This window comes from Microbacterium sp. bgisy207, from assembly GCF_057706855.1.
Genome location: NZ_JBYIPB010000018.1, coordinates 29,406 through 44,658 on the forward strand (window position 1 = coordinate 29,406; position 15,253 = coordinate 44,658).

Genomic DNA, 15,253 nt, shown 5'->3' on the forward strand with positions numbered 1-15,253 from the left:
CACACCGCAGGATCTGGAGGCCTCATGACATCCGGCCCATCGATTGTGATCGTCAACCAGCACACGAACAATTTCGGTGATGACGCAGCTGGCCGAGCCCTGATCGAGGGACTAGCCGCACTCAACCCGAGCAAGATAGACGTGTTCTATATTTGGCACGCGAATAGCAAGACGCTTCCGAAGTACTTGGCGATCCAAGCCAACCACGCGCCTGACGTGACTTCGGGGATCAGCGATACCCGCCGCCACCTCGCGTGGCAGGTCTTCCGTCGTTTCGCTCGACTCGCCCCCTCACGCGAGGTTGACCTACTGCTCGAGAAGACGCGCTCCGCTGAGGCGGTGCTTGTCTCTCCCGCGGGGTCGAACCTCGGTATCTACAAAGACTGGATGTACCTGTTCGTACTACTGATCCTGGTGCTAGATGGTACCCGGCCGATATTCGTCCAGAATACGGTCGGGCCCAGCAACTCCCGCCTGTTCAATGCTCTCGCAAGGTATGTCCTGAAGCGATCGCTCGTCTTCGTCCGAGAGCAGAGGTCCCAAGAATATCTCGCGTCGAAAGGCATCACGTCCGTGCTCGGGGTGGACACTGCGTTCCTCCTCCCCGAAGCGCACAACTTCACGACCAACGAGGAAAAGTACGTAGCCGTAGTTCCAACGCAACTGAGCAACTGGCACAGAGACTTCCAGGCCGACAAGCGCGCCAGCTATCTCGACGAGATCATAACCGGGATCGCTCGGTTCTCCAATGAGCAAGGTATCCCAGTGAAGATACTCCCGCATCTTTATGGCCGTCATTCGGAGGAGCCCTTCTTGCTTAGGTTCCATTCGGGTTTGACGGAGGCAGGCTGCAACTCCGAGATCGCCTCTATTGAGTCGCTAGGTGACTACCGGGGAGTCATTGCTCGTTCTCTGGCCGTAGTGTCCATGCGTTATCACGGCCTCGTGCTGGCCGGCCTCGAGAAGGTCCCCTGTATCAGTCTCGCCTACGAAAACAAGATGAGCGAAGCGGCAAGTTACCTAGGCCTACTTCCTCTCGCCCTCTCCGTGAACGTGGCGTCATCCGATGGGATCACCAGAGCCTTGGAAGACGCCGTGACGAACCGCGATCATTGGAGGAAAATTCTCGATGGGCGGGTGCCCACTTTGCGACGGATTGCCTCGCTCCCGCTGCTTCCAATCTTCGCCGACGTGCTGCGCGAATCTCACGAGTCCGAGGAAGTGCCGAGTTGACGCAAGGCGTGATCTGCATGGCTGTGTACCGGCCAGACCCCTCGCTGCTTAGACGTCAACTTCAATCCCTCCAGTCACAGACCCTCCAGGACTGGACTTGCATCGTTGGGATCGACGGTCGCGATCCAACCGTCTTCAGGCTGCTCCAAGAGTTCGTTCGGGAGGATAAGCGGTTCAAGCTCATTGAGTTTGAGCATAACGTCGGCTTCTACCGAAATTTCGAGCGGATCGTGGCGATGGCAGTGGGCGCGAGCTGGGTGGCCTTGGCCGATCAGGACGATTACTGGTATCCCGACAAGCTCTCGACGCTTGTTTCCCGGCTAGGTCGCGGAGGCGTGCTGGCGGTATCGGCACAAGCGCGTGTGATTGACGAATCTGGGCGCGAGCTGGCGAGCACGACTCGACGATCAACCGGGCTACGGGGAACGATGATTGACAATCAATTGACGGGAAGCCTGGCTGTAGTCGCCGGTGAAGTGATATCCGCCAGCGTTCCGTTTCCGCCTCCGACCGATGCCGCCTATCACGATCACTGGCTCGCGGTGCTAGCCCTGGTGCTGGGATCAATTGAGATGCTGGATGAGCGCATGCAGGACTACGTGCAGCACGACTCCAACGTGCTCGGAGAACATGGGCGACGAAGCCTGCTCGGCCGACTTCTGGGCAACGTTCGGCGCCGCGTCGGTCCAAGGCATCTCGCTACCCACCGTTGGAACTGGCGCGTAACGATGGCGACATGGGCACGCCATCGGCTCGGAGTAAGCAACGAACAACTAGACCTTTTCAGCAAAGGTCATATCACACCCCAGTTGCTATCCAACACCTTCGCCGCCGTCGCGCGACGAGAAGCACCCGTCGGGCGATCCGCCGCGCTTCTCATCGGCGCGGCGTTCTGGCGAGAAGCCGACCGCGCGATCCCCCCTTTGGAATCGGCAGGTGCCGAGCTCAGCGAGCAGTGACTTGTCGATGCCGCTGGCGGCGTCGAGTACGAAGTCGTCCAGCGCGGTCCCTGTGGGAGGTTCTCCAACCGGAACTTCCCGGCGAAGCGGCATGCGTCGGTCGCGGTGACCTCGGCTTCACGGGGCCGAACCGCGTAGCACCCGAGCCGCTACGAGCACCAAAGTCGCCCACGTCACCAATACTCGAGCGAAGACCGCGAACGCCACCAGCACCACGCTCCCCGACGCCGCGGCAGCGACAAGGACAATGGCGTAGGGGACAGCGAGCGCGAATTGCACAAGTGCGGGAGCAAACTCGAAATGAGTTGCTTGCAGTAGGCCGATGTACGCCTGGGAAGACCAGTTGATGACAGTCGACGCACCAAGCGCGAGCGCCACAGCCCGCAGGTCTCCAGCAAAGGCGTCGATCCCGAGAATGTCAAAGAGTGCGTCTGGGAGTAGCACAGTCAAACAAGCTACCGGCACCGCAAAAGCTAGGGTGACTGCCGGAAGCCGCCAAGCATACCAAGAACGAATGCGCCGAATCTCTGTCTGCATGTTCCTAACTAGCCAGGGGAATACCACCGCCATCACCGAGCTCGGCAAAATGTAGGTCTTCATCAGCAACTCAGATAAGGCAACGTAGGAAATCCAAACATTATCGGGGACGCCGCCTATGGTCAGAGCGAGGCGGTCCGCGTAGAGGAGCGCGGGTCCAAGAAGACTCGACAGAGCAATCCACAAGTAGGCCTTGTCCACCCGAAAGTGCTCGCGTCTCCCCAGACCCTCGCGTTGGGTGGCGGGACGGTACCGGGAGACACTGGCTGCCAGCAGCAAGAACAGCGTCACCCTCCCAACAATGATCGCCAAAACCGCGAGCGCAAGGCCGACCCGAGTCGGGATCAGGATGACAATAGCAGTTGGTACGGCGTACACAACAACTGCATTGAGCGTCTTCAGACCTGCGACAACACCGAAAGCTCCTTGCGCTTCAAGCGCCCCCACTAACGGGAACTGCAGCGTCGCTAGAACCGGGAGCACCAGGAGCAGCCAGAAGAACGCGTCGGCTCCGACGAGCGTGAGACCCGCCGCGAGCACAGCCGTTGTAGCCGTGCCTGCAATCACACTCGCAGAGCGCAGAGTTCGGGAAACAACCAATGGAGAGATTCCGGACGCCGCCAGCTTTGACGCAGTTCGTGTGAGTCCGAAATCCGTCAGTGTTAGCAGCCCGAGAACCGTCCAAATGCCAAGGACGGAAATCGCAAGTTGTGGCGCCGATGCCCTCGCCAGCCAGACCGTCGCTAGGGCACCGATCATGGCTGGCAGTGCACTACCAAGCAAAGAGACACCTAGGTTCGATGGCCGTCTCAATTCATTGCCTCCTGCCGGCGAAACCTGCCGCGCTGGATCGTCGTTACAACCACCGAATCCGTAGCCTACCGCGGAGAAGGACTAAAACGAGCTGGAGCGACAGCGCCGAATACGCAATCATGTTCTCGAAGAAGGAGAAGAAGACAACCGTTGCGAGAATCGCTACACCCTCCTCGTACACGTCCGTCCCTGCAAGGAGGCGCATCACCAGAATACAGACGACCGCGACCCACATGAGAAGTAGCACTCCCCCCAAGAGACCTGCGTAACCTACCGCGCTACCGAAAAGCGTCGATGCCGTCAGATTTGGCGCAATTAGAAACGCCGACTTATCGAATCGTGGCACGCTGAACAACTCCGCGAATCGCTGACCGACCGCGTCCGGGACGAATCCGTGCACCAAGAGTCCCGCGAGGTCGCAACTCTGACCACACAGACCTCCGCCCGCGTATGCGAATGCCTGATTTAGGTTCGCAACAGGCGAGACGAAATACATATATAGCCAAAGAGACGAGGGAGGCAACCCTGTCTCTGAGAAGCGCTGTGTAGCACCGGATAAGTTGAGGATCGCGCTCGACGAACCCTGCTGAGACGTGGCCTGCTCAATCTGAAAGCTGAGCCGCACATCCCCGAAGCCTCCGAAGAACAGCATGAATGCGATAGCGAAAGCCAAGGCGAAAACCATGCTCGCTGCGTTTAGTTTGTACCGCCGCAGAAGCAAGAATGCACAGGCGAAGACGAGGAAGGATAGAGCACTACGATTGCCTATGGAAGTTACAAGTAGAGTGAGCCAAATCCAGCCTATCCATACCCACTTTCCACCTCGTGTGATGGCGGCACGAAAGAGCCTGACTGCGTAGTATCCTGTAAGACAAAGCGCGAATATATGCAAGCCCTCAATGCCAAACCCATATATATCGTAGGCGCCTCCGCTCATTACCAAAAGTAAGGGTACGCCACCGCTCGCCGCGTATGCGACGAAATAGTAAGCCGTGATCGCGAATACTGTGACTGCACGCACGGGGGCCGCAGGGTCCGCAGACCTTGTCGTTGGCACTGCCGTCGCCAGTACAAGAAACAGCAACCCCACGAAGGACAAGAAAAGCGCGGTGTCGCCCCGGAGAGGTCCAAACAGGCGGGTCCAACCGAGTCCGTAGAGCGAGGTCGCGACTACGACCCATGCCACCATAGCTGTGAACGGGGACCGCATGATCTCTCCGAGTGGCGGCAGGTGCCGCCTCGGAGTCCGACGTCGGCTCCTCAAGCGGCCTATCTCTGGGGCGGCGACGCGGAGGCTCAAGGGCGCCACACTCTGGCGACTGCGTCCTTCGCCCGCCGCGTTACCGCCAATGTCGACCCGGCGGCCGCGATGACGATACTTCTCAGCTGCGGCGCGCTCCAGACGCGACCATATGACTCTTGAGTGCCCAGCGGGTCCGATACGCTCTCACCAGACACTCCCGCCAACTCGAGCAGATAGGAGACCCCTCGCGCGCTGTCTGGCTCGAGGTGTGCCCCCTCAGCCCATTCGTTCCATGCGTTGACGAAAACCAATCCCCTCCCTCCACGGGCTTCCTCGACGCGTCGGGATGCGCGGTACCACTCCCCGAACGTAGTGGAGTTCGATCCAACGTAGATGGTGGATCGCGACTTGCGCCGAGGCGTATTATCCCACGCAGGCATGACACCCCGGTGCCTCGTGAATGACATAGGGTCTCGCCTGCGCATGAACCTCTTCGCAGTGCGAACATAGCTCATCAGTCGCCCTCGGAATTCCGGGCTAACGCCCTTGAGCGGCTTGATAAGGGCAGAGCCAAGCGTGTTCGCACCGACAGGTGGGAACTCGACGACTGCATCAAACCCGTAGTCGCCCGGTCGAATGCCATGCCGTGTCTCCGCCGCTATTAGATAGAGGTCGTCAATACCACTGCTCCGAGCGAGGGCGCGCAGCGCATTCGCAGTTCGGACAGGATTCGGGATGAGGTCGACACGATGCACGACCAGAATCGGTCGACCGTCCATCTTCATGTAGTGAGGAGCCAGGAAGTGTGGCTCCAAATCACGATAAAGCGCCTCCTCGAACCCCTCCACATATGACTGCTCCATGAGCACTTCTCGGCTCTTCCCATCCCAGCGGCGGGTCCAGCTTTCATTCGCCCACGAAAGACAGTAGGGAAGAGCGGTGTCGTCGCGCCTCCAATCCTCTAGCGGTCGCTCAAGAAGTCGACGGCCACCGAACCAATAAAAGTAAATACAGAATCCGTCGATGCCGTGGTCGCGAGCGAGCTTGGACTGCTGCGCACGCGTGGATTGATCGTCAAGCGAATAAAAACCCAATTCTCCCGGTTCAACGGGTTGAACGTGCCCCTCGAACTGTGGCCGCGACGCGAGAACGTTGGTCCATTCGGTGAATCCTTCCCCCCACCACTCGTCATTCTCGGGAATCCTGTGGTACTGCGGCAGATAAAACGCTATCGTCCGGACCTTCATCCTGCTTCGACTCTCCGCCAGGTTCTCCTAGCCATCATTGACATCCATTTCGACTTCCAAGGCGAGATCGGCGCGAGAAGGAAGGGATAGGTGAAATAGAACTGGCGCATCGACCGCAGTTCCCACCCCCAGGCTCTCATGTTGGCGCTGGCCGTCGCCCGGGCCCAACCATGGGTCCATCGCGCGGCTGGGGCGATCACAACTGGGTAGCCGCACCGCCAAGCGCGAAGACCCAGATCGTGATCCTCGTAATAGAGAAAGTACCGCTCGTCCCAGCCACCGAGCTCTCGGAGTAGTTCGGTACGGCCGCCTACTGCGGCTCCCATAACCCACGCACAATAGGTCGGCTCCGCGAGTTGCTGAGGGGCGACATACCCTGCGGAACGAGCGCCTCGCGGCGACAAACGATTGAGAATCTTCGATGATAGATAGGGTAGACCTCGCGCGTTGGGCTGCAGACTTCCGTCGGGGTTCACAAGCTGTGGCGCGACGAGCCCTCCAGTGGAGGATGCAACACGAGTGAGCTCTCCCCATGCACTCTGATCAATCCTGACGTCGGGGTTCGCAAAGGCGACGAATCTCGTGGTCACATGAGGCAGAGCGCAGTTGTTTCCTGCGCTGAACCCTCGGTTGTCCTCGTTCGCAATCACCAGGTCGGCGCGCACCCGTGCGAGGTCGACTGTTCCATCGGTGGACCCGTTGTCAACCACGATCCATCGAAAATTGCGTGATCTCGGATCTGCTGGCCAATTGGCCAGTAGGTCATCCCTACTGTCAAAGGTGACTGTTATCACCGTCCAGTCTGCCGCAACGTCCAAACGAGCTCTCCCTTCGATCTGCGCCCGTGATGCTAGCGCGTCCCGATGACCTTGGTGTTACGGTGACGACTGGTCTCCGCGGAGGGGCGTGAGGAACGAACTGGTGACAGGTTTGGTTTAGGCCGCGAGTGTGAGCGGCTCGGTTAGCTTGGCTTCAAACTCGATGGGCGTCAAGCCGCCGAGGGTGTCCTGTGCTCGCTGGCGGTGGTACTTCCGTTCGATCCAGACGACGATGGCGAGGCGCAGCTCCTGCCTGGTGGCCCAGCGCTGCTGGTTGAGCACGTTCGTTTGAAGAAGTGACCAGAAGCTCTCCATCGCCGCGTTGTCCCCGGCTTATCCGGCTAATCGGCCTCGGGTCTGGGTTTGGCCGGGTAACGCGATCAGTCTCGGGTGAGACGTCGGAGTTGCGCGTCGTGGTGGCGGACGGTGTCGGCGAGAGTCTGGACGGCTTGGCGGAGGGTGGTTAGTTCGTCGGTGATCGCGGTGATGCTGCCGTCAGCGGCGGCTTCCTGGTGGTGTTCGATGATGGTGCGGAGTTCGGGATTGCGGTAGATCGTGGACCTGGAGATCCCGGCGTGTTCGGCGACCTTGGCGATTGTGATGGGATGCCCGTTTCGGGCGAGGTCGGCGCAGGCGCGTTCGATCTGGTTCAGCGTGGGACTGGTCATCCGGTCTGTGTCTCCGTGTCGGCGATGAGCGCGTCGAGGCGGGCGATGAGCTTGTGGTGGCGGTCTGCCTCGTCGATCCATCCTCGCTGTTCCGCGTCGCGGGCGAGAGCGTCGGCGTCGACGCGTTGCGCGGCGAGAATCGGCAGCGATGAGGGTTCTGACCGGTAGGACGGGCAGTGCTCGCAGATGTTCGCGTAGCTGCATGCTCCCTGCGCTGGGGCGCGGAGGCAGAACCCGCCGGCCATCCGCGACTTCAGCAGCGGGGTGTCTTTCCAGTCGCGCCCGCCAGTGATGACCGTCAGCGGCAACTGGGTGCGCCCGGCCGTGTCTCCGGCAGCAGCGGCGGTGGTGTTCTGTTTCGCGAGGTCGAGGGCTCGTTCGTATTCGGTTCGGACCGTCGCGTCGAACAACCGCCCGTAGCGGAGGCTCATCTCCGCGGACTGGTGGCCGAGGAGGGCCATGAGGGCTTGCAGGGAGACGCCAGCATTGACCAGCGCGGTCGCGTAGGTGTGTCGCAGCTGGTGGGAGGTGACGTGCCCGAGGCCCGCGGTCTCGGCGGCGTGATCGAGCTCGCGACGGACGCCTTGCTGTGTGAGCCGGCGGCCGAGGTAGGTGAACAGGAACTGCGCGGGCCGCCGGTAGCGCGGATGCGGGAGTGGTCTGCCGTGGGAGCGGATCTGGGCGACCCGGTCGATCACTGCGAGCGTCTCGGGATCGAGCGGGACCATGCGTTCGGTAGCGACCTTGCCGAGCGGGACCTTGAGCCATGCCCCGTTCCCGTCGAGCTCGTGAACGCAGTCCAACTCGAGATCAAGCAGTTCCCCGATCCGCAGCCCGCAGGCCCGCTGCAATCGCAGCGCCAGTGCGGCCAGCTCGTTATCGGGATGCTCCGTCAAAGCGGCGGTGAGGCGCCGGTCGGCGTCGATCGGAAGGTAGCGGGGCAGCACTTGCGGGAGCTTCGGGATGTCGTCGCGGAACAGCACCTTCCGCGGTGGCGCGGCGTCCCAGCCCCATTCGGTGATGTCGCGCAGGAACGTCGCGACCGCGACGACCCGCCGGTTGCGGTCCCCGATGCTGATCGGGGCCCCGTCCTTGTCGCTGACCGTGTCGACCAGCGACGCGAGGAACGGCTCGATGTGACGGCGCCGATCCAGATCCCGCACGGAAGTCAACGCGGGGTCGGTGTCGGTGAGGAAGACCCCGAAGTGCTTCAGCCGGGTCGCCGTCGCCGATACCGTCTTTCGGTCGCAGGTCGCGCGTTTGCGTTCCAGGTAGCCGACCAGCTCCGCTCGCAACGGCGCGGAGACCTCGGCGAGCCGCTCCTCGTAAGGGACCGGGCCGCCGGTGCGGGGCGGGGAGTCGAGGACACCGAGGTGGAACAGCACCATGTGCGCCATGCTGATCGCCGAGAAGTAGTGGCGATGCGAGATCCCCGTCGCCAGCTCCCGTTCCCGGCAGGCCGCGGCGAACTCGTGCAGGTCGAAGGTGGTGAGTTGCCGCATCGGCTTCCCGGTCTGGATCAGCAGCCGGATCGGGGCCTGGGAGCCGGTCGCGAGCCGGGTGCGAGCGGTGAACCCGAGCTGCTCGGCCTCGTGAAGGAACCCGTCGATCTCGGCCCGCAGCGGGCTGGTCTGGATCTCCCGCCAGAGCGGTGACAGCTTCCGTGACAGCAGATAGTCGTAGCCTGGCCGCAACCCGCCGTGCAGCATCAGGAACGTGATCACCGGACGCGTCGCCGACCCCGCCGACAACCGCTCCGCAAGCGGCGTCGCGGCCCAGTCCTGCGGGTCCGACCAGGTCTCGAAGAACCGTCGCGCCGCCCGCTCGTAGGGGAGATTTCCTCGGCCCGTCGCCGTCAGATGACGCAGATACGCGTCCCGGAGATCGGAGCCTCGCAGCGACGCGATCGGGGCGTCACCGCTGCTGAGCGCGGATGCGTTCGCGTGCCGCATCGAACTGGGCCTTCACATGAGCAGGAGCGAGGTGGACGTAACGGGCGGTGGTATCGACGTGCGCGTGACCGAGGAGCGCCTGCATCACCGCGAGATCGACACCGGCCTCGGCGAGGACGGTGCCGAACGTGTGACGCAGCGCGTGCGGGTGCCCGCCGGTCACCCCGGTCAGACCCCGGTGATAGCGGAACACCGTCCGCAACCCCGCCGCCGTCAACGGGCCGCCCCGATGCGGGCCCTTCCCGACCAGGAACAGGATCTCGGAGCCCGATTCGGGCCGCTCGGCGAGGAGGTAGACATCGATCACTGACGCGACATCCGCATCCAGCGGGACACGACGCTGCTTCGCGCCCTTCCCGGTGACAGTGATCCAGCGGCCGCCGATATCGACGTCCTTCACGTGCAGGCCGAGGACCTCCATCGACCGCAGCCCGCACCACAGCATCAGCCCCGCGATCGCCCGATCCCGCCAAGTCCTCAGACTCCCCACCAGCGTCGCCGCGTCCTGCGGCGACAGCGCGACCGGCAGCCGTCGCGGCTCCCGCAACCGCAACGCGGACCGTGCTGCGGGGCGGCGGACCATGTGAGCGAGCATCCCCGACCGCTCCCCGCTGGTCCGCCAACGCGCTTCCCTGCCCCGCGGGACCGGGTTGCGTCTGGCAGGGTCCCGCAGTCCCGCATACGTGAACAGCCCTGAGATCGCCGCGAGCCGGCGGTTGATCGTCGTCGCCGCGTAACGATCCAGGGGGCGGCCGTCCATCCCCACGACGTTCGGTCCCGGCCTGCCGGGCAGCGTCGCCTCGCGACATGCGCGGAGGAACCCGAGGAGGTCATCGGTCGTGACCTCCTCCAGCAGGCGGTCCTGCCCGGTCAGCCAGCGGCAGAATGCGAGCAGGTCATACCCGTACGACCTCACCGTCGCCGGCGAGTAGTTCCGATCCAGCAGATGCGCGAGGTACTCCTCCACCAACCCGAACCGCGGTGCGTGCTCACCGGCGAGCACCCACTCGCCGTCACGCTGCTCGAGCCGCAGGACCTCCTTGTCCGTCATGCGACACATGTTGCACCCGCGACCCAGAAGACCCACGCACCTCATCGCGCTCGGCGTGTCGCCGCAAGGGATCCAGGATGGAATAGCCGGTTAAGAGGGAGGCGCCGACGCGGCCCATCGATCCGACCATGTCGTGGCGGCGCAGCTCGCGGGCCATGGCCCGGCTGCGGAACTGGCTGCCGCTGTCGGCGTGCAGGATGCATCCGGCGACCTCGCCGCGGCGGGCGACAGCGTTTCGGACGGCGTCGACGGCGAGCTTCGCGGTCATCCGGTCCGAGATCGAGTACCCGACGATGCGGTTGGAGAACACGTCTTTGATGGCACAGCAGTACAGCTTGCCCTCGGTAGTGCGATGCTCGGTGATGTCCGTGAGCCAGACCCGGTTCGGCGCGTCGGCGCGGAACACCCGCTGCACGTGGTCGTCGAACACAGGAGGGCCGGCTTTCTTGCCCTTCCCGCGCCGGCGGCGTTGCGCGGACGAGAGGATCCCGGCCTGTGAGCACAGCTTCCACGCCGTTCGACGGCTCATCCGCCACCCCGCTCGGCGGGCTTCGTCGGCGAGGTATCGGTATCCGAAGGTCGGGTCGTCGTGGTGGGCGTCGTGGAGCGCGTTGATCCGATGCGCGCGGAGCACGTCAGCGTCGCGGACCGGGTCGCCTCTCCACCGGTAGTAGGGCTGGCGGGCGAGCTTGAGAACCCGGCACGACACCGTCACGGGGATCCCCGCGTCGGCGAGCTCAGATACGAGCGGGTACGTCATTTTGGGGAGCCACCGAGCTTCAGGTTCGCCTGCGACAGATACGCCGCCGCCCGCCGAAGGACCTCGTTCTCCTGCTCGAGCAACCGGATCCGCTTCTTCAGCTCCCGCGCCTCCGCGGCGTCCGCCGCGGTCTGACCAGGACGATTGCCCTCCTCGACATCGGCTTGGCGGAGCCAGTTCTGCAGGGTCGCTTCGCTGATCCCGAAGTCGGCGGCGATCCGTTTGATGGTGACGCCGCTCTCACGGCTACGAGCGACCGCGACGACATCCTCGCGGAACTCTCTGGGATAGGGACCGGGCATGACGACATCCTCCCCGCCAGCGCCTCCCGGCACTAACGATCAGCTGTCACCGATCCGTTCCTCACGCCCCCGATCCCCTGCGCAGGCATCTATCGCCTCCGCTTGTTTACATGCCAGCAACCAGTAGCAGGTAGAAACTTGGGTGGCGCTCCCCCGTCCCCAACCGAGAAGAGGAAGACGTGAAGGGCATCATTCTTGCTGGCGGCTCCGGCACCCGGCTGCATCCGATCACTTTGGGTGTGTCCAAGCAGCTCGTTCCGGTCTATGACAAGCCGATGGTCTACTACCCGCTGTCCACACTGATGCTGGCAGGAGTCCGCGACATCCTCATCATCACGACTCCACACGATGCAGAGCATTTCGCACGCCTACTCGGTAACGGCTCGCAGTTCGGCGTCAACCTGACCTTCGCAATCCAAGCGTCGCCTGACGGGCTCGCTCAGGCGTTTACGATCGGTGCCGACTTCATCGGCGACGACAAGGTCGCTCTCGTTCTGGGCGACAATCTTCTCTACGGGCCAGGTCTAGGATCGCAGCTGACTCGCTACGCGGACGTCGACGGCGCGGCTGTGTTCGCGTACTGGGTGGCTGAGCCTCAGGCTTACGGCGTGGTTGAGTTCGACGCAACCGGGCGCGCCATCTCGATCGAGGAAAAGCCGGTTGAGCCGAAAAGCAACTACGCCATTCCAGGGTTGTACTTCTACGACAATGATGTGGTCGCGATCGCGCGGGACTTGAAGCCGTCGGCCCGGGGTGAGTACGAGATCACGGATGTGAACCTCGTGTACCTGGAACGCGGCGCATTGCAGGTCGAGGTCCTTCCGCGCGGCACGGCGTGGCTCGACACCGGCACGTTCGACCAGATGCTTGACGCTGCCGAGTACGTCCGCACCATCGAACGGCGCACGGGTATGAAGATCGGCGCGCCTGAAGAGATCGGCTGGCGCCAGGGCTTCTTGACGGATGCCGAGCTCGAGGCCCGCGCTCACGCGCTGAAGAAGTCCGGATACGGCAGCTACCTGCTCGACCTGCTGCAGAGGGGCAAGTAATGGCACGCACGCTTCTGGTGACTGGTGGTGCGGGGTTTATCGGGTCGAATTTTGTGCATCATGTGGTGGAGCACACCGATGACTCCGTGGTGGTGCTGGACAAGTTGACGTACGCGGGCAACCGCGCATCGCTGGAGGGGCTGCCTGCCGACCGCGTGCGGCTGGTCGTCGGCGACATCGCTGACGCCGCCGTCGTGGACCCGCTGGTGGCGGATGCTGATGCCGTCGTGCATTACGCGGCGGAGTCTCATAACGACAACAGCCTGCATGATCCGCGTCCGTTCTTGGATACGAACATCGTCGGGACGTACACGCTGTTGGAGGCGGCCCGGAAGTACGGGACGCGGTTTCATCACATTTCCACCGATGAGGTGTACGGCGATCTGGAGCTTGATGACCCGGACCGGTTCACCGAGAGCACCCCGTATAACCCGTCGTCGCCGTATTCGTCGACGAAGGCCGGGAGTGATCTGCTGGTGCGGGCGTGGGTGCGCAGTTTCGGGGTGCAGGCGACGATCTCGAACTGTTCGAACAACTATGGGCCGTTCCAGCATGTGGAGAAGTTCATCCCTCGGCAGATCACGAACGTGATCCGCGGGATCCGTCCCAAGCTCTACGGCGCCGGCGAGAACGTGCGGGACTGGATCCACGCCGACGACCACTCCTCGGCGGTGCTGACCATCCTCGAGAAGGGTGAGATCGGGCAGACGTACCTGATCGGCGCCGACGGGGAGAAGAACAATAAGACGGTGGTCGAGTTGATCCTCACCCTGATGGGGCAGCCGCAGGATGCGTACGATCACGTCACCGACCGGGCAGGTCACGACCTGCGGTACGCGATCGATTCCACCAAGCTGCGCACCGAGCTGGGGTGGACCCCCAGGTTCCAGGACTTCGAGGCGGGTCTTGCCGCGACCATCGACTGGTACCGCGCGAACGAGGCATGGTGGGCGCCGTCCAAAGACGGTGTCGAGGCGTTCTACGCCGCGAAGGGGCAGTGACCGTGACGGAGTACGGCAAGGCGTTGTCGGTGACCGAGACGCCGATCCCGGGGCTGGTGGTGTTCGACCTTCCCGTCCATGGCGACGCGCGGGGCTGGTTCAAGGAGAACTGGCAGCGCGAGAAGATGACCGGCCTGGGTCTTCCCGATTTCGGCCCGGTGCAGAACAACATCTCGTTCAACGACGCCGTTGGCACCACCCGCGGCATCCACGCCGAACCGTGGGACAAGTGGGTCTCGGTCGCGACCGGGCGGATCTTCGGCGCCTGGGTCGACCTGCGCGAGGGCCCCACATTCGGCGCCGTCTACACGACCGAACTCGACCCGTCCAAAGCGATCTTCGTCCCCCGCGGGGTCGGGAACTCGTACCAAACCCTCGCACCTGACACCGCCTACACCTACCTGGTCAACGACCACTGGTCCCCCACCGCCGAGTACTCGTTCCTGAACCTCGCCGACGAGACCGCCGCGATCGACTGGCCCATCCCTCTCGAGCAGGTGCAGATCAGCGAGAAAGACAAGAACCACCCCCGCCTCGCAGACGTCACCCCCATCGGGCCGAAACGGATCCTCGTCACCGGCGCGAACGGGCAACTCGGCCGCGCCCTGCGCGACCAGTTCGGCGACGCAGACCACATCGAGTACGCCACCCGCGAGAACCTCGACCTCACCAGCCCCGACCTGGCCACCGCACGCCGGTGGCGGGACTACGGCACCATCATCAACGCCGCCGCATACACCGCCGTCGACACCGCCGAAACCCCCACCGGCCGTCGCGACGCGTGGGCCGCGAACGTCACCGCCGTGACCGCCCTCGCGCGCATCGCCACCGACAACGGCATCACCCTCGTCCACATCTCCAGCGACTACGTTTTCGACGGCACCTCCGACACCCCCTACACCGAGACCGACCCCATCGCCCCACTCGGCGTCTACGGCCAAACCAAAGCCGCCGGCGACGCCATCGTCGCCACCGTCCCCCGCCACTACATCATCCGCACCAGCTGGGTCATCGGCGACGGCCACAACTTCGTCCGCACCATGGCCACCCTCGCCGAACGCGGCATCAACCCCACCGTCGTCGCCGACCAAACCGGACGCCCCACCTTCACCACCACCATCGCCGCCGGCATCCAACACCTCCTCGACACCCGCGCCCCCCACGGCACCTACAACATCACCGGAACCGGCCAACCCACCACCTGGTACGACATCGCCCGCGCCGTCTACCAACACACCGGCCACGACCCCGCACGCATCACCCCCGTCACCACCGATCAGTACTACGCGAACGCCGCCGGGCCCGTCGCGCCTCGCCCCGCGCACAGCACCCTCAACCTCACCAAACTCGAAACCACCGGATTCACCACACCCAACTGGCACGAGTCGCTCAAGCTCTACCTGACCCGTGAACGGACGTGACTCAAGTGAGAAACATCCCCGTGGTACCGTCGGCTCCGCAACGCCAGCGCAAGCACAAACCTCAACGTAGGAGCCGAGATGGGTCGGGTATCAGACGCGTCACTGTCTGCGTCTCTAGCCGCTGAAGAGGAGCGCGCGACCTCGAGCGCCCACCGGGTGACCACCCCCACTGGGTCGGTACTGACGATCAAGAACGGCT

Annotated in this window: 14 protein-coding genes and 1 pseudogene; 5 read left to right on the plus strand and 10 right to left on the minus strand. The window is 63.4% G+C overall.

The window, feature by feature from the left end:
* Positions 1–24 precede the first annotated feature (24 nt).
* Together AC3ENO_RS14110 and AC3ENO_RS14115 are read left to right on the plus strand one after the other, a co-directional pair.
* Entirely contained in the window at positions 25–1,233 is a 1,209-nt protein-coding gene (locus tag AC3ENO_RS14110; RefSeq protein WP_434971236.1) for a polysaccharide pyruvyl transferase family protein, read from the plus strand.
* A 17-nt stretch (positions 1,234–1,250) separates the two neighbouring features.
* Positions 1,251–2,192, plus strand: a complete 942-nt coding sequence (locus AC3ENO_RS14115; protein ID WP_434971237.1) for a glycosyltransferase — start codon at positions 1,251–1,253, stop codon at positions 2,190–2,192.
* 117 nt (positions 2,193–2,309) lie between these two features.
* On the opposite strand, the gene AC3ENO_RS14120 is transcribed toward AC3ENO_RS14115, so the two are convergent.
* The 10 genes and pseudogenes from AC3ENO_RS14120 to AC3ENO_RS14165 all read right to left on the minus strand — a co-directional run bounded on the left by AC3ENO_RS14120 (position 2,310) and on the right by AC3ENO_RS14165 (position 11,583).
* Entirely contained in the window at positions 2,310–3,488 is a 1,179-nt protein-coding gene (locus tag AC3ENO_RS14120; RefSeq protein ID WP_434971238.1) for an MATE family efflux transporter, read from the minus strand.
* Between the two features lie 97 nt (positions 3,489–3,585).
* Positions 3,586–4,752, minus strand: a complete 1,167-nt coding sequence (locus AC3ENO_RS14125) for a hypothetical protein (protein WP_434971239.1) — start codon at positions 4,750–4,752, stop codon at positions 3,586–3,588.
* A gap of 86 nt (positions 4,753–4,838) precedes the next feature.
* Entirely contained in the window at positions 4,839–6,032 is a 1,194-nt protein-coding gene (locus tag AC3ENO_RS14130) for a glycosyltransferase WbsX family protein (protein WP_434971240.1), read from the minus strand.
* A complete protein-coding gene (locus AC3ENO_RS14135) occupies positions 6,029–6,826 on the minus strand; it encodes a glycosyltransferase (protein WP_434971241.1) in 798 nt (265 codons plus the stop codon). Before AC3ENO_RS14135 ends, AC3ENO_RS14130 begins: the two co-directional genes overlap by 4 nt.
* A gap of 141 nt (positions 6,827–6,967) precedes the next feature.
* Positions 6,968–7,180 (minus strand): annotated as a pseudogene (locus AC3ENO_RS14140) (IS3 family transposase); the annotation flags it as partial.
* Between the two features lie 50 nt (positions 7,181–7,230).
* Positions 7,231–7,518 (minus strand): DUF6262 family protein, encoded by a 288-nt coding sequence (locus AC3ENO_RS14145; protein WP_434971242.1) that lies wholly within the window; start codon positions 7,516–7,518, stop codon positions 7,231–7,233.
* Entirely contained in the window at positions 7,515–9,470 is a 1,956-nt protein-coding gene (locus AC3ENO_RS14150) for a tyrosine-type recombinase/integrase (protein ID WP_434971243.1), read from the minus strand. The genes AC3ENO_RS14145 and AC3ENO_RS14150 overlap by 4 nt, the downstream gene beginning before the upstream one ends.
* Positions 9,433–10,521, minus strand: a complete 1,089-nt coding sequence (locus AC3ENO_RS14155) for a tyrosine-type recombinase/integrase (protein ID WP_434971244.1) — start codon at positions 10,519–10,521, stop codon at positions 9,433–9,435. The genes AC3ENO_RS14150 and AC3ENO_RS14155 overlap by 38 nt, the downstream gene beginning before the upstream one ends.
* Entirely contained in the window at positions 10,484–11,281 is a 798-nt protein-coding gene (locus AC3ENO_RS14160; protein ID WP_434971245.1) for an IS3 family transposase, read from the minus strand. The genes AC3ENO_RS14155 and AC3ENO_RS14160 overlap by 38 nt, the downstream gene beginning before the upstream one ends.
* Positions 11,278–11,583, minus strand: a complete 306-nt coding sequence (locus AC3ENO_RS14165) for a transposase (protein WP_434971246.1) — start codon at positions 11,581–11,583, stop codon at positions 11,278–11,280. The genes AC3ENO_RS14160 and AC3ENO_RS14165 overlap by 4 nt, the downstream gene beginning before the upstream one ends.
* A 179-nt stretch (positions 11,584–11,762) precedes the next feature.
* Between AC3ENO_RS14165 and rfbA the strand changes: the two genes are divergently transcribed.
* From rfbA to rfbD, 3 genes are read left to right on the plus strand one after another with little or no spacing between them, the layout of a single operon-like run.
* Entirely contained in the window at positions 11,763–12,632 is an 870-nt protein-coding gene (gene rfbA / locus AC3ENO_RS14170; protein WP_434971247.1) for a glucose-1-phosphate thymidylyltransferase RfbA, read from the plus strand.
* Positions 12,632–13,633 (plus strand): dTDP-glucose 4,6-dehydratase, encoded by a 1,002-nt coding sequence (gene rfbB, locus AC3ENO_RS14175; protein WP_434971248.1) that lies wholly within the window; start codon positions 12,632–12,634, stop codon positions 13,631–13,633. The genes rfbA and rfbB overlap by 1 nt, the downstream gene beginning before the upstream one ends.
* Positions 13,630–15,054, plus strand: coding sequence for a dTDP-4-dehydrorhamnose reductase (gene rfbD, locus AC3ENO_RS14180; protein WP_434971249.1), 1,425 nt, complete (start codon positions 13,630–13,632; stop codon positions 15,052–15,054). Before rfbB ends, rfbD begins: the two co-directional genes overlap by 4 nt.
* The last annotated feature ends 199 nt before the right edge of the window (positions 15,055–15,253 follow it).

What these genes read in the sequence shown, in the direction of transcription:
- AC3ENO_RS14110 (WP_434971236.1), top strand. Translation starts at nt 25, where the DNA reads ATGACATCCGGCCCATCGATTGTGATCGTCAACCAGCACACGAACAAT.
- AC3ENO_RS14115 (WP_434971237.1), top strand. Translation starts at nt 1,251, where the DNA reads ATGGCTGTGTACCGGCCAGACCCCTCGCTGCTTAGACGTCAACTTCAA.
- AC3ENO_RS14120 (WP_434971238.1), bottom strand. Translation starts at nt 3,488, where the DNA reads ATGATCGGTGCCCTAGCGACGGTCTGGCTGGCGAGGGCATCGGCGCCA.
- AC3ENO_RS14125 (WP_434971239.1), bottom strand. Translation starts at nt 4,752, where the DNA reads ATGCGGTCCCCGTTCACAGCTATGGTGGCATGGGTCGTAGTCGCGACC.
- AC3ENO_RS14130 (WP_434971240.1), bottom strand. Translation starts at nt 6,032, where the DNA reads ATGAAGGTCCGGACGATAGCGTTTTATCTGCCGCAGTACCACAGGATT.
- AC3ENO_RS14145 (WP_434971242.1), bottom strand. Translation starts at nt 7,518, where the DNA reads ATGACCAGTCCCACGCTGAACCAGATCGAACGCGCCTGCGCCGACCTC.
- AC3ENO_RS14150 (WP_434971243.1), bottom strand. Translation starts at nt 9,470, where the DNA reads ATGCGGCACGCGAACGCATCCGCGCTCAGCAGCGGTGACGCCCCGATC.
- AC3ENO_RS14155 (WP_434971244.1), bottom strand. Translation starts at nt 10,521, where the DNA reads ATGACGGACAAGGAGGTCCTGCGGCTCGAGCAGCGTGACGGCGAGTGG.
- AC3ENO_RS14160 (WP_434971245.1), bottom strand. Translation starts at nt 11,281, where the DNA reads ATGACGTACCCGCTCGTATCTGAGCTCGCCGACGCGGGGATCCCCGTG.
- AC3ENO_RS14165 (WP_434971246.1), bottom strand. Translation starts at nt 11,583, where the DNA reads ATGCCCGGTCCCTATCCCAGAGAGTTCCGCGAGGATGTCGTCGCGGTC.
- rfbB (WP_434971248.1), top strand. Translation starts at nt 12,632, where the DNA reads ATGGCACGCACGCTTCTGGTGACTGGTGGTGCGGGGTTTATCGGGTCG.